Origin of the sequence: Xanthomonas vasicola (assembly GCF_000772705.2) — a bacterium.
Lineage (GTDB): Bacteria > Pseudomonadota > Gammaproteobacteria > Xanthomonadales > Xanthomonadaceae > Xanthomonas > Xanthomonas vasicola.
The window spans coordinates 141,234-163,153 of the sequence record NZ_JSBW02000002.1 but is presented as its reverse complement, the minus strand read 5'-3'; the positions used below and the strand labels follow the sequence as shown (position 1 = coordinate 163,153).

Sequence of the window (21,920 nt, the reverse complement as noted above, 5' to 3'; positions counted from 1 at the left end):
CATTGGTCATGATGACCACCCGCCCACGGCGCGCGGACGGTCGCGCCGGTAAGCTCGTGCTTTCTTCAAGATGAGGTGGCCCGTGGGATTGATCAGTCTGTTGTGGGGCATCGTGGCGCTGCTCTGGATGGTCCTGGCTTTCATCCCGCTGCTGGGCTGGGGCAACTGGTTCCTGATTCCGTTTGCGGCGGTGGGCGCACTGATCGCCGCCATCGCGCTGTTGTTCACCTCGGCAGGCAACCGCGGCCGTGCCAAGACCGGCCTGGTGCTCAACGGCCTGGTGATCGTGGTCGGGGCGATGCGCCTGACATTGGGCGGCGGGATTATCTAGAGCGCCTTCGATAAGGCGGCGATGCGCACCTGCGTGTGCAGATGTCGGGTGCGCGCGTCGGGCAGGGTCTGCATCGTTAGACTTCGGTGCCTTGCCCGACCTGCCGCCAGCAGCATGCAAGCAAGAGCCTGCGTGCCGTTGCAGCGCTGCGACACTGCGTCGCAGCGCGTCCTGCGCGGGATGGCGAGCGTAAACTGATGCGCTGTCTACAGGAGCCTTGTCATGGCCCACCCGCACTATCGCCCCCGCCGCATGCGCCACGATGCGTTTTCGCGTCGGTTGATGCGCGAGAACACGCTGACCACCGATGACCTGATCTGGCCGGTGTTCGTGCACGCGTTGCCCGGCCGCGCGCCGATTGCGTCGATGCCGGGCGTGGAACGCTTGTCGCTGGACGAGTTGCTGCGCGAAGCGGAAAACGCGCTGGAACTGGGTATCCCGGTGATCGACCTGTTCCCGGTGATCGACCCGGCCGGCAAGAGCCTGGACGCTGCCGAGGCCTGGAACCCGGACGGCCTGGCGCAGCGCGCGGTGCGTGCATTGAAGTCGCGCTTTCCGGAGCTGGGCGTCATGACCGACGTGGCGCTGGACCCGTACACCACCCACGGCCAGGACGGCATCATCGACGCCAAGGGTTATGTGCTCAACGAGATCACGGTCGAAGCGCTGGTCAGGCAATCGTTGTCGCATGCGCAGGCGGGCGTGGACATCATTTCGCCTTCGGACATGATGGATGGCCGCATCGGCGCGATCCGCCGCGCGCTCGATGCCGACGATCATCTCAACGTGCGCATCATGGCGTATTCGGCCAAGTACGCCTCGGCGTTTTACGGCCCGTTCCGCGATGCGGTGGGCAGCGCCGGCAATCTGGGCAAGGCCGACAAGACCACGTATCAGATGGACCCGGCCAACGGCGATGAAGCCTTGCGCGAGATCGCCCTGGATCTGGAAGAAGGCGCAGACATGGTGATGGTCAAGCCGGGCATGCCGTATCTGGATGTGGTGCGCCGGGTGAAGGAAGAATTCCGCGTGCCGACCTTTGCGTATCAGGTCAGTGGCGAGTACGCGATGCTCAAGGCGGCAGCGGCCAATGGCTGGCTGGATGAGCGCAAGTGCGTGCTCGAGGCGCTGATGGCCTTCAAGCGTGCCGGCGCCGACGGCGTGTTGACCTATTTCGCCCCGCAAGTGGCGCGCTGGTTGCGCGAGGAAACACGCTGAGCGCGAGCGCCTGCGGCCATGTCGCCGCAGGCGCATCTTAGAGCGGCTAACAAAACGTAGCGAGCAGTCGTCAGGTGGGTGCGGACGGCGCACAGGAACCGGAGTGTACGAGTGGTACATGCCGCAGCGAGCACCGGCCGCGCCCGCCTGGCGGCTGCGCAGTCGTATTGCTAGCTGCTCTTATGTCAGTGCGCTGGTGCCAGCAACGGTGTCGGCAGGCAACCCAATCCGCTGAGCGTTGCCTCGACGGCCGCGTCCAGAGGCGTGTGCGGTTCTTCGCCCAGCACCTCGAGCAGGCGTGTGTTGCGCAGGCGCAGTGGGTTGCTCCACAGCGGCCGGATCTCGCGCAGTTCGCGTGCCAGTGGCACGAACGGACTGGCCAGCGGGATCGCCCACCACGGAAAGCGGCGCAGCTTCGGCTGTGCGCCGCCATGGCGTACCACCACCCTGCCGATCGCCGCTGCCATCTGCGTGCCGTCGGCATCCCAGTGTCCGGCCATGTGCAGGCGGGCGAACGCCGGTAGCGTGTCGCGGCGCTGCAGTAGCCGCAGCACACACTGCGCAACGTCGGGCAGGTAGGCCCATTGATGGCCAACGCCTTGCGCGCCTGGCAGGGTCACCGTGGTGACCGGGCGCCCTGGGGTGACCAGCCCTTGTGCGAACCAGCTATTGCGCGCACGCGGGCCAAAGTAGTCGCCGGCGCGCACGATCAGCGCCCGCGCGCCATCTGCGGTGGCGGCCTGCAGGCGGCGCTCCATCTCGACCCGGATCGCGCCTTTGCGGCTGGTCGGCGTTTGCGGCGCATCCTCGTCCGGCGACGGATAGGCGTCGGGGCCGTAGTTGTAGACGGTGCCGGGCAACACGATGGTGGCGCCCTCGGCGCGGGCCGCCGCGATGCTGTTGTCGAGCATCGGCAGCACCAGCTCGGACCAGCGCCGGTAGCCGGGCGGGTTGACCGCGTGCACGATCACCGCGCAACCGCGCGCTGCCTGCAAGACATCCTGTTGCTGCATGGCGTCGCCGCGACGCCAGTCGATGCCGTCGCGGTGCTCCGCATTAGCCGCAAATCCGCGCTGCAGCGCGCGCACCTGCCAGCCTGCATCGCGCAGTTGCCGCGCCACTTCGCCGCCGATACCGCCGCTGGCACCCAGTACCAGGGCGCTCGCTGTCTGTCTCATGAGTCTGCTCCGCTGTCGAGATGCGGCCAGTGTGGAGAGGTCGTCGCTACGAATAAATTGGCGAAGATGCGCGCGCAGCTATACATTTATGTATGGCCGATACGATCAGTTGGGAGCTCCACCGATCCTTCCTCGCGGTGCTGGAAGAGGGTTCGCTGTCTGCGGCGGCACGCGCGCTGGGTCTCACCCAGCCGACGGTCGGGCGGCATGTGGCGGCGTTGGAGGAACTGCTGGCAGTGCCGCTGTTTGTACGTTCGCAAACCGGACTGCTGCCCACCGATGCTGCGCAGGCGTTGCGTCTTCATGCGCGCGCCATGGCCGATATGGCCGCGGCATTGCAGCGCGCAGCTGGCCGGCATGGCGACGCGTTGCAAGGCACGGTCAGAATCTCCGCGAGCGAAGTGGTGGGCGCTGAAATCCTGCCGCCGATCCTGGCGGCGTTACGGAACGCGCATGCGCAGCTGCGCATGGAACTGGTGTTGAGCAATCGGGTGCAGGATCTGCTGCATCGCGAAGCCGATGTGGCGGTGCGCATGATCCGGCCGCAGCAGGACCTGCTGGTGGCGCGCCGCGTTGGTGAGATCGCAATCGGGCTACACGCCCATCCGGATTATGTAGACCGGCATGGCGTGCCGCAGCGCCCGGACGATCTGGCGCAGCACGCGCTGGTGGGCTTCGACACCGACACGCCGTTCCTGCGCAGCGCGCGCAAGGGCTTGCCGTTTTGGGAACATGCGGCCTTCGCGCTACGTGCCGATAGCGATTTGGCCCAGTTGGCGCTGATCCGTGCCGGATGCGGCATCGGCTTCTGCCAGGCGGCGCTGGCGCGGCGGACCCCACGCCTGCTGCCGGTGTTGCCGCAGCAGGTCGGCGTTGCCCTGGACGTCTGGGTCACGATGCATCAAGACCTGCGCGCCAGTGCGGCCTGCAGTGCGGTGTTCGCGGCTTTGGCAGCGGGATTGGCCGCGCACTGCGCCGCGCCGGAGGCGGGCGCCGGCAGCAACTGACAGCGGCGGTGTATGCACCTGCATGGCAACAGCCGCTGCGATGAGCGATCCCGCTTGCCGTTTACGCGCGACGTCCGCCCGCGTCACGCACATGCAGCTGAATTACGCGCGCAAACCTGGACGTTACGGCAGTACCAGCGCGATCGCCTGCGACTTGACGCTCGCGCTGAGCGAGGGAAACGGGTCCACGTTGGTCATCATGACCAGATCGTTGATCGACACCACGTCGCAGTTGATGCTGCTGTCGTTGACGCACAGATACGCGCCCGCGCCCACGCCCGGTTCGTAGATCGCCTTCCACACATACGCCGGGACGGCGACCTTGTCGGTGCCGATGGTCGCTGCGGTGCCGCTGTCGAAGGCCGGGCCAGTCACCACGTACAACTCGCCGTGTTGCTTGGCCAGCTGACGCACCTGTTGTTCGATGTACGCCCACTCGCCGGTGTTGAGCTTGTGGTCCTGCGGGACGACGTTGGCCATGGAAAAGGTCTCTTTTTCCGAACTTTCGGTCGATGCATCGCCGGCCGGCGTCATGTGCCCGCGGTCGTAGCCGGTGTTGGTGTAGTCGGAACTTTTCGAGCGATCAGCGGCCGGGAGACCGGTTTCGTCGTGGAAGGAGCCGACCCGGCCGGTCGCCTCGGCGCCGGCAACCTGCTGGTCGGTCAGGTGCTCGGCCGAGTACACCGGGTCCTTGGTCACGCCCGAGGCCAGCAGCACGTATTCGGTGTGGCACACCTCGGTGGTGCGGGTGGTGGAACTGCTCACGGCAGGCGGGGTGCCGTTTGCGTAAAGCGTGGGGCAACTGGTGGCGGCAACCGCCGCCGAGGTCGTGCACAACGCTGCCAGCACCACACAACTGCGCAAGAAGAAAGGCATTGCAGAGCTCGCTTGCCAGGAGGAGTGAGAAAGGTGGCAACGCGCGATGTCCAAACGATGACCGCGTTATGTTCGGCAGATGACGGCGTGCCGCAGCGCGCATGAAGCAAGGCTGGCCGTTTCCGAGGGACTGCATGACAGGCTGCGGCAGAACGCCATCAGCCGATGCCGATCGGATGCGAGACTCATTCTCATCTACAATGGCCGGCCGTCCTGTTTCGTGCCCAGGTCTTGATCAAGACGCTCTTGTTCCAGCTGCATTGGCTGCTCGGCATCACTGCCGGGCTGGTGCTGTCGGTCATGGGGTTGACCGGTGCGGCGATGTCGTTTGAAAACGAGATCGTGCGCATGGCCAACCCGGCCATTGCGCAACTGGCGCAACGGCATGCGGCGGGCGAGCAGCCCTTGCCGGTGGATGTGTTGCTGCAACGGCTCGATCTGGCGCCGACCAATGCAGTGCAAAAACACACGGTCACGCGCCTGTTGATCGACCCCACCGGCGCGCGGCCCTCGGCCGCTCGCCTCTCCGGCAAGGGCGGTGGCCGGGTGTACTTCGATCCCTACACGGGGGAGCGGGTTGCGCCGCCGCGGCTGAGCGCTGCGTTTGCCTTCATCGAAGACCTGCACCGCAATCTGACCGCCGGCAAGCGCGGGCAGCCGGTGACCGGTGCGAGCGCCTTCATCTTGCTGTTCTTCTGCGCATCGGGGCTGTATCTGCGCTGGCCGCGACGGTGGTGGAGCCCGCGCACCTGGTGGGTGGTGGAATGGCGACGGCAGGGGCGCAGTTTTTTGTGGAGCCTGCACGCGGTGTTCGGTACCTGGTGCTTGCTGGTGTATCTGCTGGTCGCGCTGACCGGGCTGACCTGGTCCTACCCCTGGTATCGCGATGGCATGGTGGCCTTGCTCGGCGCCACGCCTGCGATACGCGGCGACCGAGGCGATAACCGCCCGGCCACCATCGATTTCGCAGGCGTGCAACGTACGCTCGATGGCATTCCCGCCACCCGCAGCGCTGCCTTGGATCTGCGCATTCCCACGCGCGCCGGGCAGCCGTTGAACGTGCGGTTCTTGCCTGACAATCCCGCGCACGATCGCGCCTACGACAGTCTTGATATCGCGCCGGACAGCGGAGCACTGCTGCAGCGCCAGGACTACGCGCTGTTGCCGCGCGGGCAACAGATAGCGGTGAGCATGTTCCCGCTGCATTCGGGCAGCTTCTTCGGGTTGCCCGGGCGCATCGTGGTGATGCTGGCCAGCCTGGGCATGTCGGTATTCTTCGTCACTGGTTGGATGCTGTATCTGGATCGGCGCGGCAAAAAAAGCGAACTGCGCGCTGCGCGCAAGGTATTGCAAGGCGCAGCACCGGCCTCGCAAGCGGCGCCATGGTTGATTGCGTTTGCCAGCCAGAGCGGTTTTGCCGAGCGCCTGGCGTGGCAGGCCGCCGGGCATCTGCAGGCGGTCGGCTTGCCGGTGCAGGTGCGTTCGTTGGCGCAACTGGATGCGCAGGAACTGCAACGCACCCGGCACGCGCTGTTCGTGATCAGTACGTTTGGCGATGGCGAGCCACCGGATGCGGCGCGCGGTTTCGAGCGTGGACTGCTGCGGCAACGCTTGGAATTACCGCAACTGACTTATGCGGTGCTGGCACTGGGCGACCGCCAATACGCACAGTTCTGCGGGTTCTCGCGGCGTGTCGAACAGTGGCTGGATGCGCAGGGCGCGCGCGCGCTGTTTCCTGCGGTGGAAATGGATAACGTCGATCCGCAAGCGCTGGCGCAGTGGCATGCGCAGCTGGGCCAGATCGCCGGTGCACCGGTGGTTGCTGTGCCCCTGGCACGGCCCACCTTGACCGAATGGATGCTGTCCTCGCGCACCCATGTGAATCCGGGCAGCGAAGGGGCACCGATCTGGCGCATCGATCTGCAGCCACCGGCCGAAGCACAGTGGCAGGCTGGCGACATCCTCGAAGTGCAACCCGCGCATGCCGAAGCACAGGTGCGTGCTTTTCTGGCTGCCTGGGGTCTGTCGCCAGACGCGCTGGTGCATGTGGACGCACAATTACTGCAGCTGCAGCAGGCCGCCGCCGAGCGCGTGCTGCCGGAACCGCCTGCAACGCCGCTTGCCCATGCTGTGGATCCGCAAGGCTGGCTGGATGCCTGCGCCTGGCTGCCCACGCGCGATTACTCACTCGCCAGCGTGCCGGCCGACGGGACGGCGACGGTCGTGGTGCGGCTGACCGCGCGTGCCGATGGCAGCCCCGGTCTGGGTTCGGGTTGGCTGATCTGCCATGCGGCGACCGGCACGCCGGTGCGCGCACGGTTGCGCACCAATCCCGGGTTTCATCGGGTGGAAAAAATGCCGATGGTCTTGATCGGCAATGGCACCGGCATTGCCGGCCTGCGCGCGCTGCTACGCGAAGCCGAGCTGACCGGCGTGCATGGGCACTGGTTGTTGTTCGGCGAACGGCATGCCGCGCACGACCGCTTGTTCGCCGGCGAGTTGCAGGCCTGGCAGTCAAGTGGGCATCTACAACAACTGGAGTGGGTGTTCTCGCGCGACCAACCGCACAAGCGCTACGTGCAACATCACTTGCGCGAAGCCGGCGACACGTTGCGGCACTGGATCGACCGCGGCGCCGTGATTTACGTCTGCGGCAGTCTGGACAGCATGGCGCGCGAAGTCGATACAACCTTGCGAGAACTGCTCGGTGACACGCGGTTGGAATCATTGACCGCGGCGGGCCGTTATCGGCGCGATGTGTATTGAGTGCGGTGATGGCTGCGGGATTGCGGCCTTACCTCGGCTAACAGAACGTAGCTGGTGAGCGTTAGGCAGCTGCAAGCGCAGAGCCGTAGGCTGGAGAATCGCAACACGCGGCTGATATATGCCGACTCCTAGTTCGAGCATTACCTGCGCGCCGCTTGCTTAGCATCTGCGCGGCGGTTTGTTGGCTGCATCTTGTTGATGCAGTCGAAAGTCTGCTCCGTCGAGTGCGCGGTGTCCTCACCGCTTGCTGGACACGCCGTAAACCCGCAAGCGGCGAGGGCACCGCGACAGAGAGTTGGCTGCCATCTAACTAAAGCAACTCAATGCTACGAACCGATTGCTGCATGTGTCGATTTGGTTGCTGCTGCGAATCGCATGGTCATGACAGCAGCCAGCGGCTGCGACAGGACATCAACTGAGCCAACGCGTTATTCGTTTAACGAATCGCGCAATGCAGTTCGTACGCCATGCACACCGACCGACGTCACTGGTCCTTGCCCGCTCACCATCGCGGGACCCTTGGCGGCATGGATGCAGCCAAGGAGCTTACAAGGACGTACTTGCAGCGTGTCCTGCGATGGTGGGCGGGCAAGGACCCTGCAGCCAAGTCGCAGATCAGCTGCCTGCAGCCAGAACTCAGAGTAAGTCAGCCTGCAGCAAAGGTCAGACCATTCGCCCTTCAACAAACCGGCGTGCCATAAATGGAAGCCAGCCGATCTGGCTCTGACCTGGTGCCTCCATCCCCCTCAACGGCAATTCGCATCGCCATCGGCTGCCGGTGCCTTCATTCGGTAGATGTCCAGCTGCCCTGCACGTGGCGCACGGGCACTGCCGGTCACCAACAATTCGCCGGGCTTTGCCGTATCCACGACCGCACCGAAGGTGCGCTCCTGCGGCCCGTTGAACGACAGCGGCAGCGGCGCGCCCTGGGCGAAATGGCCGTCCTTGCAGACCGCCAGTAGCAATTGGCTGGGGCCATCGGTCTTCCCGCGGGCCCACACCAGCGCGCGTCCGTCGCCGAGCCAGGCCGCGTCCAGTTCGTCGGCTGCACTGTTGATGTCGACCAAGGCCGCCGGCGCACTAAAGGCTTTCCCATCCCAGCGCGCCACGAACAGATCCATGCCGCCGGCGCCACCATGCCCGTCGCTGGCGAACAGCAAGCGCGTCCCGTCCAGCGACAGCGTTGGCGCGCGCTCGTTGCCGGCGCTGTTGATCGCCGTACCCAACGATTGCGCCGCACCCACGGCGCCTTGCGCATCCACCGGCGCACGGTACAGGTCGCTGCCGCCCGCGCCGGCGGGTCGGGTGGAGGCGAACAGCAGCCAGCGGCCGTCGGCACTGAACAATGGGGTGGTCTCGTCCTGTGCGGTGTTGATCGGTAATGGCCGCGCGTCTTGCCAGCGCCCGCCGCGTAGCTGCGCCTGCCACAGATCCCAGCCGCCAGCGCCACCGGCGCGGTCGCTGGCCCAAACGATGCGCTGCCCGTCCGGGCTGAGTGTGGCGCGTGCCTCGTTGGCTGGCGTGGAGACCACACCCATCCCCTCGATGCCGAATTCGGCAAGCCCCGAAGCAGACGGGACGCAGAGTAAACTTGCCGCCAGCGTGAGCAGGGTCCATCGATATTGCATGCGGTGTTCCTGCCTCAAGAGCGGCTCTAAAGTCGCGCACAGTCTAGTCAACCAGAGAGCGTTTCATGCCCGTATCCCGTTATGCCGTGTTCGGTCACCCCGTCGCCCATTCGCTGTCGCCGGCCATCCATGCCGACTTCGGGAAGCAGACCGGCATTGCGCTGGACTACACCGCCATCGACGCGCCGCCGGAGGACTTCACTGCCGCGCTGCAACGTTTCGCCGATGAGGGCGGCAAGGGCGCCAACGTCACCCTGCCGTTGAAGGAAGCCGCCTATGCGCTGGCCAGTAGCCTGAGCGATCGCGCGCGGCTGGCGGGGGCAGTGAACACCTTGGTGCGTAACGACGACCAGTGGCAGGGCGACAACACCGATGGCGCCGGCCTGGTGCGTGATCTCACCGAGCGCCAGGGCCTGGATCTGCGTGGCCGCCGCGTGCTGCTGCTGGGCGCCGGTGGTGCTGCGCGCGGTGTGGCGCCGGCACTGCTGGAGGCGGGTATCACCGCAATGGTGGTGGTGAACCGCTCGCCCGAGCGCGCCGATGCCTTGTGCGATGCACTGGGCGAGCCGGCGCGGGTGACCTCGCGTTACATCGAAGACCTGCGCGAGCTGGGCGACTTCGAACTGATCGTCAATGCCACTGCCGCCGGCCGCGATCGCGATGCCGGCGCGTTCGCGCTGCCACTGGGCCTGGTCAACAGCCTCACCGCTGCGGTCGATCTGAATTACGGCGACACCGCCATCGCGTTCCTGGCCTGGGCGCGTGCGGCGCAATGCCGATATGCCATCGACGGCCTGGGCATGCTGGTAGAGCAGGCTGCAGAAAGCTTCGCGCTATGGCACGGCGTGCGCCCGGACACCGACCCGGTCTACGCCGCGCTGCGCGCGCGCGAAGCCGTGCTGGTCAGTGCCGACTGACATGGGCAGCCCCGATGTCACCGCTATCCTGCTGACCCTGGTCACCAGCCTGCTGTCGCGCGTGCCGATGCTGATTGCGGTGCTGCTTGGGTTGGTCTTGCTATGGCGCGCCCCGCAGAGCCCGCTGCGGCGTGCCGGCCTGGCCGCGCTCTGGTTGCTGCTGGGCTGCCTGTTCGCCGAGGTCGCGTTCCAGGCGATTCCGATGCTGTTGCTGCAGCAAGGCAATGTGCGTCAGATCAGCATGGTTGTCAGCATCGCCCACTTCGTGCTGATGGCCGTGCAGGCCGTCGGCATCGGCGTGCTGGTGTGGACGCTGGCGGCCAGCCTGCAACGCTTGGCGCCCGCCACTGGTCCGCGCTCATGATCCCGCTCAAAGCCATCTTGCTGGTGATCGTTGGGCTGGTCTGCACCGGGCAGGGCGTGTGGACGCTGCTGCATCCGCAGGCGCTGGCCGCAGTCAATCGCGGCGGCCTGCTGTACGAACGTTTCGGGCCGAATGGCGTGGGCGTCGGCATGGTGTTGATGGGCATCGCAATGGCAGTCATCGGCTTGGTGTGGGCGCGCTATGCGTGGCCGTCGCGGACGCAGCGCGGCTGACGAACAAATAGACGCTGCCTGCGCATTGCAGGCAGCGGGGGCCTCGGTCGGCATCCATCGCGCGAGCTTCCGGGTCCAAGCAGGCAGCCAGTGCTTGCAGGCGCTAATCGAGCATCCGAACCATATGGCTGGCTGTGCAGCGTTCGCTCCCGGCGTATAGGTTGGCCGCACTACGTCCCCGCGCAAGCAAACACGTTCAGCCGCGTACCACGCCGGTCGCAGGCGCTGCGCCGGTCCGTGCGAAAATAGTGCGATGAGTGAAGTTGCCCCACCGGCCGCGCCGTCGGCGCCCGTTCCCACCCAGCGCACCCTGACCGACCCGATCAAGGCCAGCATCCGCGACGCCTACGCCAAGTTGCAGGCCAATACGCCGGGCTTTGCCACGCGCCGTGCGCAGAGCCAGATGATCGGCCTGGTGTCGCGTGCGCTGGCCACCTCCGGCGGCATCGGCATTGCCGAGGCACCCACCGGCGTAGGCAAGAGCCTGGGCTATCTCACCGCCGGCGTGCCGATCGCCCTGGCCACCAAGAAAAAACTGGTCATCAGCACTGGCACCGTGGCATTGCAATCGCAGCTGGTGGAACGCGACATCCCGGCCTTCCTCAAGGCCACCGGGCTGGACGCCAGCGTGGCGCTGGCCAAGGGCCGCACCCGCTACCTGTGCACCCGCAACGCCGCCGAGCTGGAAGGCGACACCAGCCAGAACGCCATGTTCGAAGACGAGCAGGCGCTCTACGACCGCCCGCTCAGCCCGGTCGATGCGGATCTGGCCAAGCGCCTGGCCAAGGCCTACGCCGCACGCACCTGGAACGGCGACCTGGACGACGCACCCGAGCAGGTTTCGGTGCCGCTGCGCATGCGCATCACCACGCCGGCCTCCGGCTGTGCGGGGCGCCGCTGCAGCTACGCCGCGCAATGCCCGGTGCTCAAGGCACGCACCGATGTGCGCGAGGCGCAGATCGTGGTCACCAACCACGCCTTGCTGCTGTCGTCGTTGTCACTGGGCGATGCCGAAAACGGCCAGCCACTCATCGCCCCGCCATCGGACATGCTGCTGGTGCTCGACGAAGGTCATCACATCGCCGGCGTAGCGATCGATCAGGGCGCAGCCAATCTGCCGCTGGACGACATGGCCAGGCGTACCGGGCGCATGCAGATCCTCATCGCGGCCGCTTATCGCGCAGTGGACAAGGACAAGCTGGGCAATTTGCTGCCCAACGAAGCCATTGAGGTGGCTGCGCGCGTGTCCAAGCTGCTCAAGGCCTTCCACGCCGAGGTCGAACGCGTGTGGAAGCCGGAGCCCGGCGAGCGCGATCCGTTGTGGCGTGCGGCCAATGGCAAGTTGCCGCCGCAATGGGGCCCGGCCATCGAAGAACTCGGCGAAGAAACTCGCGCGCTGTTCAATTGGGTGCATGCCGCACATAGCGCGATTGCGAAGGGAAAACAAGACGACTCCGCGCGCGAACGTTTGCAGCGTAGCCTTGGCCTGGCGCTGGAAATGGCCGAGCAGCAGCACAATCTGTGGAGTGGCTGGCGCCGCGAAGACAAGGAAGGCCAGCCGCCGATGGCGCGCTGGATCACCCTCTCACGCGATGGCGATTTGATTTGCCATTGCTCGCCGGTGTCGGCTGCGCAGGTGTTGCGCACGATGATCTGGAACGAAGTGGATTCGGTGGTGATGACCTCGGCCACGCTCACCGGCGGCGGCGATTTCCAATCCTTCGCCATCGACAATGGCTTGCCCGATCACGCAGAAATGGCCTCGCTGGCCTCGCCGTTCGACCTGCCCAATCAAGCCGAATTGATCGTGCCCAATTTCCCGGTGACACCCGACGACCGCGAAGGCCATCCCAAGGAAGTGGCCAAATATCTGGTGCGCGAACTGGATTGGAGCGCCAAGGGCAGCATCGTGTTGTTCACCTCGCGCTGGAAGATGGAAAAGGTGGCCGACCTGATGCCGTTGGCGCAGCGCAATCGCGTGTTGGTGCAAGGCGAGGGCAACAAGTCGCAATTGATCACCGAACATTTGCGCCGCATCGCTGCTGGCGAAGGCTCGGTGTTGTTCGGTTTGAATTCTTTCGGCGAAGGGTTGGATCTGCCGGGCGAAGCCTGCACCACCGTGGTCATCACCCAGGTGCCGTTCGCCGTGCCCACCGATCCGCAAACATCTACCCTGAGCGAATGGTTGGAAAGTCGCGGTCATAACGCCTTCAACCTGATCGCCATCCCGCATGCGCTGCGCACGCTCACGCAGTTCGCCGGCCGCTTGATTCGCAGCTCCAACGACCATGGCCGCGTGATCATTCTCGACTCGCGCCTGCTCACCCGCCGCTACGGCAAACGCATCATCGATGCACTGCCGCCGTTCAAGCGGGTGATTGGGCGTTGAGTATTGCCTGACGATCTGCGGTGCCACCACTATCGCGCCGGACGATGGCGCGTGCGGCGGTGTGCGCTGGCGCAGCCGATACGCGTGTAGCGCGCCCGGTGCGATTGCTGCGCGGTGCAATCCAGCGCCGCGTTGTGCAGCAACACAAAGAGCGTGGCTGGTCGCTCCACATCTGCACCACGCGATGGCGCAGCTGCACCATTCGATGATCCCACGCATTGCATGCCCCGCAGCTGATTGCTTCATGCATTGACCAGGACTGCATCGCGCATGCGTGTAAGAGGTGACCTGCATCATTCATGCTGGGCATCGTCCTTGCAGCGCCGCATTCGCTGAGAGCGATCGGAACTCAGATCATGCAAAACCAAATGCGGATGCTGCATGCAGACGCCCATTGCTGGAGCTATCTGCAACCCACTGCCCGCAAATTTGGCGATGCATATCACGCAACGCAGTCATCATTACGTTCCCCTATCGCAGCGATCATAACTAACGACTTCTCACGCTTCTGCCTGCTCGCCATGATTCAGGCTCCCCCAAACGAGCTGACGCCATGCGCCCTGGACACCTCATGGTGCTAGCCCTGCTAGCCCCGACGTTGATCGCCCCGCCGGTCTTCGCCCAATCCGTTCTGACCCGCGACAATGGCGCCAAGGTCGGTGATAACCAGAATTCGCAGACGGCAGGCCCCAACGGCCCGACCCTGCTGCAAGACGTCCAGCTGATTCAGAAGCTGCAGCGCTTCGATCGCGAGCGCATCCCGGAGCGGGTGGTGCATGCGCGCGGCACCGGCGTCAAAGGCGAGTTCACTGCCACCGCCGATCTGTCCAACCTGACCAAAGCCAAGGTCTTCAGCGCTGGCGAAAAAACTCCGGTCTTCGTGCGCTTTTCCTCGGTGGTGCACGGCAATCATTCGCCGGAAACGCTGCGCGACCCGCATGGTTTCGCCACCAAGTTCTATACCAGCGAAGGCAATTGGGATCTGGTCGGCAACAACTTCCCCACGTTCTTCATTCGCGATGCAATCAAGTTTCCTGACATGGTGCATGCGTTCAAGCCAGACCCGCGCACCAACCTGGACGACGATTCGCGTCGCTTCGATTTCTTCTCGCACGTGCCCGAAGCAACCCGCACGCTGACGCTGCTGTACTCCAACGAGGGCACGCCGGCTGGCTATCGCTTCATGGACGGCAATGGCGTGCATGCCTACAAGCTGGTCAATGCGCAGGGCGAAGTGCATTACGTCAAGTTCCATTGGAAGACGCTGCAAGGCATCAAGAATCTCGATCCCAAGCAGGTCGCCGCCGTGCAGGCCAAGGACTACAGTCACCTGACCAACGATCTGGTTGATGCGATCAAGAAGGGCAATTACCCGAAGTGGGACCTGTACGTACAGGTGCTCAAGCCGGAAGACCTGTCCAAGTTCGATTTCGACCCGCTCGACGCCACCAAGATCTGGCCGGACGTGCCGGAGCAGAAGGTCGGCCAGATGGTGTTGAACAAGAACGTCGACAACTTCTTCCAGGAGACCGAGCAGGTCGCGATGGCCCCGGCCAATCTGGTGCCGGGTATCGAGCCGTCTGAAGATCGTTTGTTGCAGGGCCGTATTTTCTCCTATGCCGATACGCAGCTGTATCGCATCGGTGCCAATGGCCTGAGCCTGCCGGTTAACCGTCCACGTGTGGCGGTCAACAACGGCAACCAGGATGGGCAGGGCAATATCGGCCAGACCACCAGCGGAGTGAACTACGAGCCGAGCCGTCTGCAGCCGCGTCCGCAGGACACCGCTGCGCGCTATAGCGAACTGCCGCTGTCGGGCACCACCCAGCAGGCCAAGATCACCCGCGAGCAGAACTTCAAGCAGGCCGGCGAGTTGTACCGCTCCTACAGCAAGAAGGATCGTGCTGATCTGGTGCAGAGTTTCGGCGAGTCTCTGGCCACCACCGATACCGAAAGCAAGCACCTGATGCTGTCGTTCCTGTACAAGGCCGACCCCGAGTACGGCACCGGCGTTACCCGCGTGGCCAGGGGCGACCTGTCGCGCGTCAAGCAGCTGGCCTCCAGCCTGCAGGACTGATCCGCCCGACGACATCGCAGTCTGCGCCGCGATGTCGTCGTTAGTTTCGGGAGATCCCCATGCGCACCGTATTGCTTTTGATGCTTGGCAGCCTGTCTGCAGTTGCCAATGCTGCTTCGCCGGCATCCACACCCGCCGTCAACGCGACGGCTACCGCCACACCTGAGCAGATCAAACTGCAACTGCGTGAGTATTTCTTCGACGCTGCGCGCGAAGGTCGCCAGGACATGCTGGCGGAATTCATTCGCTCGCATTACGACCTCAATACCCGCGACGAGAAGGGCTATACCGCCTTGATCCTCGCCGCGTACCACGGCCAGCGCCCGGCAGTGGAGCAACTGCTCAGCGCCGGTGCCGACCCCTGTGCGCAGGACAAGCGTGGCAATACCGCGCTGATGGGCGCCATCTTCAAGGGCGAGCTGGGCATCGCCAAGCGCCTGATGCAGGCCGACTGTGCGCCCGACCAGCGCAACAACGCCGGCCAGACCGCCGCGATGTATGCGGCGCTGTTCCAACGTACCGACGTGCTCAAGGACCTGGCTGCTAAGGGCGCAGACCTCAGCCTCAAGGACGGGCAGGGCAACGACGTGACCAAGCTGCAACGCGGCGAATTCGCCACCGCTCCGGCGCGCTGAGCGTGCCGATCTCGCTTGCTGGCTAGGTCCGCGTGCTTCGTGCGCTGGTCATCGGCCTACAAGCGCCCCGGTGTTCCGCTTCGCGTTGGTCCATGCCGGCGCCAGACCCGTATGGCCGCTGCTGCCCGCTGCGCGGCATAGGCTGTCGCTCAAGAGCTCTTGTCGGACTTAGCTCAGCGTTGGCAGACCCAGGTGCACCTTCCAGGTCTTCTGCAGGTTGAGCCATTGCCTGGCAGCGCATCCCCGGCTTCTCTCCACATCGGCGGCCCCAGCCATCGTCAAGACAGCCCAAGGACAGCCTAGTCCCGGCAAGCGCCTGGAAGCGCGGCGCCAAGCTGGTGACCTGCACGTTTCTTGCCTGAGCCTGGCGACGACTTCCGAGCTTTACCGCTCTCTTTCGCTAACGCACCCCACTGCATCGCCCAGAAGAACCGCAACCGACACAACGTCAGAGGCCGCACCTGCGGCAGGCCACAAATCGCCTCGTGCAGCCCCGCCGGTTTTCCGCCACAGCCGCGTTGTAACTCTGGCGCGGGTGGCGATTTTTCTACCATTGCGTCGGGAGTTTTCCGACACGCAACCCCTTGCGCGCCAAGGCTTTGACAGAAAACTGAGTGCTTGCTGACCTGCTCGAAATTGCCTGAAAAAAAGCGCAGAAAACAGTTCAAGAAAGCGCCGGGAACGCCGATGCTGCAGCTATCGCATCGCACCCTGGAACCCCCGGACCATGAAGCTCGATCCTTCCATCCCTTTTTTGATGTCTCTGCTGGCCATGGTGCTGTGCACCGCTACTGCCGTGGTCGCACTGGTCTTCGGCCAGGTGCACGTACTGGCCAAGTCGTGGAGCTTCTACACGGTCATGGGCACTGCCCTGATCACGCTGGTCGCCTCGTACCACGCCCTCGGCAAGCCGCTGAGCGCCGAAGAGCGTGTTGGTGTCCGTAACCCATAAGTTCCGGGTTCGTCCAGGCGCAGCGGTGACTGCGGCGCTGGACTTGGAAAGCTCCACGTGTCATTGACGATGCACCGCGTTCGCCGCAGAGGCGAACGCAGACAGGCACCGCGCATCCTGCAGCGATGCCTCCCGTTACCACTCGCGCTTGGCGAGTGAGTGAAACGAAAACAGCGTCAACGCGATGCTGTTCGCCTCTTCCGACAGTAGGACGCAACCGCGATGCTGGCGGCTGAAGCGCGTCACCAGCACCATCCACAATCGCGCGCAATGCTCGCATTCGGCCGACTGATAGGGTCGATCACCTGGCGCAGCGAGTGGGCGATCCCGCAGCTAACTCCAAAAGGCAGCCGCCCCAGCCTGCCACTCCGCACCGCCGCAGATTCATCGACGCCCGTGTAAGCTGTTGATCCTGCTTCGCATTCTAATGGCTGCTCGCTGCGGCCACTTCGTCGATGACCGCTTCCGCCGATCGCTACGCCGCCTCCCTGCGCCTGTCCGTCGCTCCGATGATGGATTGGTCGCATTCCTCTTGAAAACAATAGCTTGCGTACCCATTGGTACAATCCTGGTGCAGTAACGGTATTGCGGTGGTCGCAGCCGCACTATGTTTGTCTCTCAATTTGTGAGACTGGATTGTGTGATATTCGCGTTCGACCTTTTTCCCAGATCCTGCACTGCCTCCGGACGGGAGCTCATCTCATGGCCTACTCGCCCTCCACCATCGCGAATTACTTCCTTGAAAAGGCCTCGCAAGAGGGACGGGCGCTTACGCCGATGCAACTGATCAAGTTGGTGTACATCGCACATGGCTGGCATCTTGGCTACATGGGTCAACCGCTCATCAACGAGCAGGTGCAAGCTTGGAAGTACGGCCCTGTGATTAAGTCCTTGTACGACCGTGTTAGGCAATTTGGTAGTGGTGCTGTCCAGGGGCTATTGTCCCCGAGCCCATTCCCCTGGCTGTCGGAAACGAAGGTTGACGCGAATGCAGCCAGCCTTCTGGAGTCTGTTTGGAAGAGCTATGCTGGATTCAGTGGTGTGCAGCTTTCCGCCATGACTCACATGGAGGAGACACCTTGGTCGATCGCGTGGCATCAGCAAGGCGGTCGAAACATGTACTTCGCTCCGATCGACAATGCGCTGATCAAAGAGCACTACCAGGCAAAGATCAGGGAGATGAAGGCGCAAGCAGCAAATGCTGCGAGCGTCGCATAAATGACCGATTCGCCGCCTGAGCCTGATAAAGCGTTTCCGGAGATAGCCCCGGCAGCCCGAGAAGCTGCTGGGGCTGCACAAGGTAGAGGCTCCTCGAATTCGCCCGCGCCTCCCAAAGCGAAGCGCGAGGTTTATCTAGATCAGTACGAGCTAAGCGAGGAAGCGCATCGTTCGTTTCGTCGTTGGGCGTTCTATGCCGTTGGCGTTGCATCCTTGGCTTATCTTGTCATGTTGCCTATCGCCATTTTTTTCGTAGTTGATGACAATTCGCTTGCTATCTTGGCATCCGCTCGCGGTGCCGGCTGGCACGTCATCTTGCTGACAGGTCTAGTTCTAGTAATCCTGGCCGCGGTGCCGCTCTCCTTGACGCTCGCATTAGTGCGGATGATTAGTTCAGGGAAGCAAGATAACGACGAAGGTAATCGCAATCCCGGCATAACGACTCCGCAAATTGAACTTGTCAAGGCCATGTTAGATATGGTTAAAGCGGCTAAGTAACGGCCGAAACGAGCCAGGCCCTCTGGGCCTACCCGGTCTTCTGTTTCCGCTGCCCGTCCCACCAAGTGGCAACGTCCCGCACATCTACAACGCCATTGATTGGCTTGGGTGCGTCACCCCGCGCGATCCAATTCTGCAACGTCTTCATGGTCAGCTTGGGCATGAACTCGGCCCGGAACTGCTCGACGCTCATCGTCGGGCCGTAGTGGCCGTATAGCAGCCAGAAAGTTGAGTGCTCAGCGGCGCCCATTATGTTGCTGCTCCTTGTTGATCGCCGCGAAGTGCTGCGGTAGCTGTGTGAGGTCTGGGCGCTGGCCGTTGCGCCAGGCGGTCTGGTAGTTGTGGCCGAACTGCTCGCGGAGCTGTTCGATCTCGCGGGCTTCGGGCGACTGGGTGGCGCGGCGCAGCTGCTGGGCGCGCTCGTAGCGGTGCAGGCGCGCGGCGTTGGTGATCTGGCGCGGCATGCCGGTGAGGTCGTGCTGCAGGATGGCGTCCAGGCCGCGGCCGAGGAGGGTGAGGGTCATGCGACGTCTCCCAGCGGCAGGCCATGCTGGTGCCCTGTTAATGCGCATGCGGGACTGATCCACAGGCATTCAGTCCGGAGCTTGCAGCCACGGCCTGCGCTGATCCGCGCCTGTGTCTCCTCGCGGCGCCAGCCTGCGAGAGCGGAGTCGTAGAGGTCAGTGCGGTAGCCAGACACCACCACCATGCCCGTAAGGCTGCCAATGCAATCTAGCAGCTGCTTGTGATCCGCCTCGGTCATCTCGTGGCGGTAGTAGCCGGCTTTGCCTGCTTGCATGACGCGCGTGCTATGGACGTACGGCGGATCCACGTAATGAAGCGTCTGCGGCGTATCGTGTTGCTGCATTACATCGATCGCGGATCGGTTTTCGATCAGCACGCCGGCGAAGCGCTCCGCTATTTCGGCCAGGCCAGCGGGGAATCGATTCCACAGATGCTGCGCAGTGCCGTAGGCACGCTGTGAATCGATCCGGAAGCCGGTTTTGCCCTTGGTGGCACCTGCGGATCCGAAACCCATCTGGGCGCGGATGAGCAGGCGGCGTGCACGCTCGACAGCGTCGTCGGTCGGATCCCAAGCAATGTCGAACTCAGCGCGGGCGTACGGCGTCAGCTGGCACAGTTCGACCAGACGATCGCGATCGGCAGGTGACTGCAGCACGCGGAAGAAGTTCACCACGTCGCCGTCGAGGTCGTTGTAAACCTCCGCATAGCTGCGTGGCTTAGTCAGCAGCACGCCGGCCGCGCCACCGAAAGGCTCGACATACGTCCGGTGCGGCGGCAGGTGGCGCTGCACCCATGGCGACAGCCTGAACTTCCCACCGTGGTAGCGGAACGCAGGCGACGTGATCATGCTGCCACCTGCAGTGGCAGCGGCTTCTTGTCGAGGTTGGCGCGCGCCAGCGCGACCAGTGGCGGTGGGCTGACGCTGTTGCCGCACATGCGCACGGCGGCGCTGGTGCTGATCGCCCGGCCGTCAGCGGTGTGCGTGATCCGGTAGCCGGTGGGGAAGCCCTGCGCGCGGAACAGCTCGTGCGGCTTGAGCATGCGCAGGCCGATGTCGACGATGACGTAGGGCGTGCCCTGGATCACCACCGTTACTAGCGCCATGCGATCGCGCGTTGTCGCGGTATCCAGCGGCTCGCGCAGGTCGACGCCGATGCCAGTGCCGTAGTACTTCACCAGGAACGCGGCGACCTTCAGCGCGCCGGCCTGCTGCTCGGCGCTCAGCGTGCACTCGATCATCCCGTGGTGTACGGCGCCGGCGCACACCGTGCCCAGCGGGTCGGCAGCATCCTGTCCGTGTGGGTTCTTGCGCATGGTGATCAGGTGCGCGGTCGCGAGCTGCTGCTGGCTGCCTGTCGCGGTGATGGTACTCATTGGCTCACGCGCATCGCGGCCGCCGCCTTCGTAAAAGCCACCGTTTGCCTGCTCGAGGAACGCACACGCGACAGCTTGGCCGCCGCTGCCGCTGGCAGTGACAGTGCCGACAGGTGTACGGGCATCTTTGCCACCAGCACCCCAGCGCTGCACGCCGCCGGGGCGCCCCTCACCATGGCCAGCCTGCACCATGATCGGGGCAACCACCGCATGCTTCACGCCGCCGGCGACAATGGTGCCGAGAGGCTGCTGCAGGACCAGTGCGCGCGGCGCCTGACCTTCGCGCTCGCTGTAGCCAGTCTGCACCAGCGTCGGCGCAATTAGACCCAGAGCGCCGCCGGCGGTAATTGTTGGCACCGGCTGCGTCACCGCGCGCCCGTCGCTCTCGCCGCGGAACTTCGCCAGGACCGGCGCGACTGCCGAGAAATGCCCGTCCTTAACCCCGGCGCAGATCGTGCGCAGCGGCTCGTCACCACTCATCGTGCGCTGATTGCTGGCATTCGAGTGCTCGGTGATGAAGGGCGCCAGCTCAGGCGCAACGAGCATCAGCTCGCCGCGGTGGGCTGCGGTGATTGTCGGCAGCGGCGCCCGCACGTCGTTTACGCAGTCGGAGCCATGGTGCGTGGCCGGCACGATGAAGGGGTCGGCCGACTGCAGCACGTGACGCATCACGCCCTTGGCAATGCGGCGCAACGTGGCATCTGCCAGCGGGCGTTTGCGGGTGAAGATCGACGGGCAGGGCAGGGAGAAGTCCAAGCAGTCGGCTGCGCGCACGCGCGGCAGGCCGGGCGCGGTGCCGTGTGTCGGGGCCGGCCATACGATCGGCTCGCCGTCGCGGCGCGCCAGCAGGAACAGTCGTTCGTGACTGGTGCCGGCGCCATAGTCGCTAGCCGTCAGCTTGCGCCATTCCACGCGGTAGCCCTTCGACTCCAGCGCTGCGACGAACTGGCGCCAGGTGCGGCCGCTGTGGCGCTTGTCCGGCACCAGCTGCTGGTTCGCCACCGGAACCCGCTCGCCGCGGGCCGCCACGGTGCCGCCCATCTTCAGGACGCGGCCGGTCATCTTGCAGCGCTTGGCCACCAGCGGACCCCAGGTCAGGATCTGCCACACGTTTTCCAACGACAGAATGCGCGGCGCGGTGTTCGTGCCGTCTCGCAAGTCGGCACGTAGCAGCTGACCGATCCACTTCAGCGCGACCCATGAGAGCGCGCGGGTCTTGTGGTTGCGCGGTTGGCCACCCTTGGCCTGGCTGAAGTGCGTGCAGTCCGGCGATGCATGGAACCAACCGATTGACCGGCCGGCGACGTCCTTGCGTGGGTCGGCGTGCCAGATGTCCTCGCGGTGGTGGATCGTCAGCGGGTGGTTGGCCGCATGCATGCCGATCGCCCACTCGTCGTGGTTGTAGGCCAGCGCGGGATCGACGCCCAGCGCCTGCTTGAGCGCCTCGCTCGCGCCGCCGCCGCCAGCGAACAGGTCGACCACGATCTCGCCCGGGCGCAGGTACGAAACCTGCGGAGCGGGAAAGTTGAAAGAGTGCGAGCCGTCAGCCACCGCGCACCTCATGCGCTTGATCGCGCAAATGTTGGAGAGCTGGCAAGTGTGTGAGGTGGATAAGCTGATCGCTGGCGGCTGCTTCCCGCGCTCGGCTCAGCGCCCAATCCAGCGCCGCGAGCCTGTCGTTCGGATGGAGATTGGTCATGGCAGAATCGCCTCCTGACTCAGGGAGATCAACGG

At 64.5% G+C, this 21,920-nt stretch carries 21 protein-coding genes and 1 other RNA gene; 13 read left to right on the top strand and 9 right to left on the bottom strand.

All coding sequences use genetic code 11. The features are described 5' to 3' along the window. The first annotated feature begins 88 nt into the window (after nt 1–88). Nucleotides 89–331, top strand: coding sequence for a hypothetical protein (locus NX05_RS00890; RefSeq protein ID WP_010369916.1), 243 nt, complete (start codon nt 89–91; stop codon nt 329–331). A gap of 222 nt (nt 332–553) precedes the next feature. Beyond that, nucleotides 554–1,549 (top strand): porphobilinogen synthase, encoded by a 996-nt coding sequence (gene hemB / locus NX05_RS00885; protein ID WP_010369920.1) that lies wholly within the window; start codon nt 554–556, stop codon nt 1,547–1,549. Between the two features lie 44 nt (nt 1,550–1,593). Here the strand turns inward: hemB and NX05_RS01275 are convergent. Beyond that, nucleotides 1,594–1,669, bottom strand: a non-coding RNA gene (locus NX05_RS01275) — sX9 sRNA. Nucleotides 1,670–1,734: 65 nt separating this feature from the next. Beyond that, complete coding sequence (locus NX05_RS00880) at nt 1,735–2,727, bottom strand: SDR family oxidoreductase (protein WP_039437226.1); 993 nt, start codon at nt 2,725–2,727, stop codon at nt 1,735–1,737. 92 nt (nt 2,728–2,819) lie between these two features. Here NX05_RS00880 and NX05_RS00875 point away from each other — a divergent pair, with 92 nt between their 5' ends. After that, the gene (locus NX05_RS00875; RefSeq protein WP_039437225.1) at nt 2,820–3,734 is read left to right on the top strand and encodes a LysR family transcriptional regulator; all 915 of its coding nucleotides are present in this window, start codon (nt 2,820–2,822) and stop codon (nt 3,732–3,734) included. A gap of 123 nt (nt 3,735–3,857) precedes the next feature. Here NX05_RS00875 and NX05_RS00870 read toward each other — a convergent pair whose 3' ends face one another. Then, nucleotides 3,858–4,610: a DNA/RNA non-specific endonuclease gene (locus NX05_RS00870; RefSeq protein ID WP_039437222.1), complete on the bottom strand. Its 753-nt coding sequence runs from the start codon at nt 4,608–4,610 to the stop codon at nt 3,858–3,860. 231 nt (nt 4,611–4,841) lie between these two features. On the opposite strand from NX05_RS00870, the gene NX05_RS00865 reads away from it, so the two are divergent. After that, nucleotides 4,842–7,376: a PepSY domain-containing protein gene (locus NX05_RS00865; RefSeq protein ID WP_039437219.1), complete on the top strand. Its 2,535-nt coding sequence runs from the start codon at nt 4,842–4,844 to the stop codon at nt 7,374–7,376. Between the two features lie 746 nt (nt 7,377–8,122). Here NX05_RS00865 and NX05_RS00860 read toward each other — a convergent pair. Further along, nucleotides 8,123–9,004, bottom strand: coding sequence for a TolB family protein (locus NX05_RS00860; RefSeq protein WP_026112178.1), 882 nt, complete (start codon nt 9,002–9,004; stop codon nt 8,123–8,125). A gap of 65 nt (nt 9,005–9,069) precedes the next feature. Here NX05_RS00860 and aroE point away from each other — a divergent pair, with 65 nt between their 5' ends. The 9 genes from aroE to NX05_RS23435 all read left to right on the top strand — a co-directional run bounded on the left by aroE (nt 9,070) and on the right by NX05_RS23435 (nt 18,287). Next, on the top strand, nt 9,070–9,921 hold the full coding sequence (aroE, locus tag NX05_RS00855) for a shikimate dehydrogenase (RefSeq protein ID WP_017121259.1): 852 nt from the start codon (nt 9,070–9,072) through the stop codon (nt 9,919–9,921). Beyond that, the gene (locus NX05_RS00850; RefSeq protein ID WP_026112177.1) at nt 9,911–10,285 is read left to right on the top strand and encodes a hypothetical protein; all 375 of its coding nucleotides are present in this window, start codon (nt 9,911–9,913) and stop codon (nt 10,283–10,285) included. Before aroE ends, NX05_RS00850 begins: the two co-directional genes overlap by 11 nt. Beyond that, complete coding sequence (locus NX05_RS00845) at nt 10,282–10,518, top strand: hypothetical protein (RefSeq protein WP_017117808.1); 237 nt, start codon at nt 10,282–10,284, stop codon at nt 10,516–10,518. The genes NX05_RS00850 and NX05_RS00845 overlap by 4 nt, the downstream gene beginning before the upstream one ends. Before the next feature lie 253 nt (nt 10,519–10,771). Then, nucleotides 10,772–12,907 (top strand): ATP-dependent DNA helicase DinG, encoded by a 2,136-nt coding sequence (dinG, locus tag NX05_RS00840; protein WP_010374929.1) that lies wholly within the window; start codon nt 10,772–10,774, stop codon nt 12,905–12,907. Between the two features lie 571 nt (nt 12,908–13,478). After that, the gene (gene katB, locus NX05_RS00825) at nt 13,479–14,984 is read left to right on the top strand and encodes a catalase KatB (RefSeq protein WP_010379213.1); all 1,506 of its coding nucleotides are present in this window, start codon (nt 13,479–13,481) and stop codon (nt 14,982–14,984) included. A gap of 59 nt (nt 14,985–15,043) precedes the next feature. Beyond that, nucleotides 15,044–15,619, top strand: coding sequence for an ankyrin repeat domain-containing protein (locus NX05_RS00820; RefSeq protein WP_039437211.1), 576 nt, complete (start codon nt 15,044–15,046; stop codon nt 15,617–15,619). A 727-nt stretch (nt 15,620–16,346) separates the two neighbouring features. After that, on the top strand, nt 16,347–16,571 hold the full coding sequence (locus NX05_RS00815) for a hypothetical protein (RefSeq protein WP_010374918.1): 225 nt from the start codon (nt 16,347–16,349) through the stop codon (nt 16,569–16,571). Between the two features lie 702 nt (nt 16,572–17,273). After that, a complete protein-coding gene (locus tag NX05_RS00810; protein WP_039437208.1) occupies nt 17,274–17,789 on the top strand; it encodes a Panacea domain-containing protein in 516 nt (171 codons plus the stop codon). Beyond that, entirely contained in the window at nt 17,790–18,287 is a 498-nt protein-coding gene (locus NX05_RS23435) for a hypothetical protein (RefSeq protein ID WP_039439251.1), read from the top strand. 28 nt (nt 18,288–18,315) lie between these two features. On the opposite strand, the gene NX05_RS00800 is transcribed toward NX05_RS23435, so the two are convergent. The 5 genes from NX05_RS00800 to NX05_RS23430 are packed head-to-tail and all read right to left on the bottom strand — an operon-like array spanning nt 18,316 to nt 21,885. Next, nucleotides 18,316–18,537, bottom strand: coding sequence for a hypothetical protein (locus NX05_RS00800; RefSeq protein ID WP_039437204.1), 222 nt, complete (start codon nt 18,535–18,537; stop codon nt 18,316–18,318). Next, a complete protein-coding gene (locus NX05_RS00795) occupies nt 18,524–18,811 on the bottom strand; it encodes a hypothetical protein (protein ID WP_039437201.1) in 288 nt (95 codons plus the stop codon). Before NX05_RS00795 ends, NX05_RS00800 begins: the two co-directional genes overlap by 14 nt. Further along, entirely contained in the window at nt 18,808–19,659 is an 852-nt protein-coding gene (locus tag NX05_RS00790) for a DNA adenine methylase (protein ID WP_039437189.1), read from the bottom strand. Before NX05_RS00790 ends, NX05_RS00795 begins: the two co-directional genes overlap by 4 nt. Beyond that, entirely contained in the window at nt 19,656–21,737 is a 2,082-nt protein-coding gene (locus NX05_RS00785) for a DNA cytosine methyltransferase (protein ID WP_039437187.1), read from the bottom strand. Before NX05_RS00785 ends, NX05_RS00790 begins: the two co-directional genes overlap by 4 nt. Beyond that, nucleotides 21,730–21,885, bottom strand: coding sequence for a hypothetical protein (locus tag NX05_RS23430; protein ID WP_155292820.1), 156 nt, complete (start codon nt 21,883–21,885; stop codon nt 21,730–21,732). The genes NX05_RS00785 and NX05_RS23430 overlap by 8 nt, the downstream gene beginning before the upstream one ends. Nucleotides 21,886–21,920 lie beyond the last annotated feature (35 nt).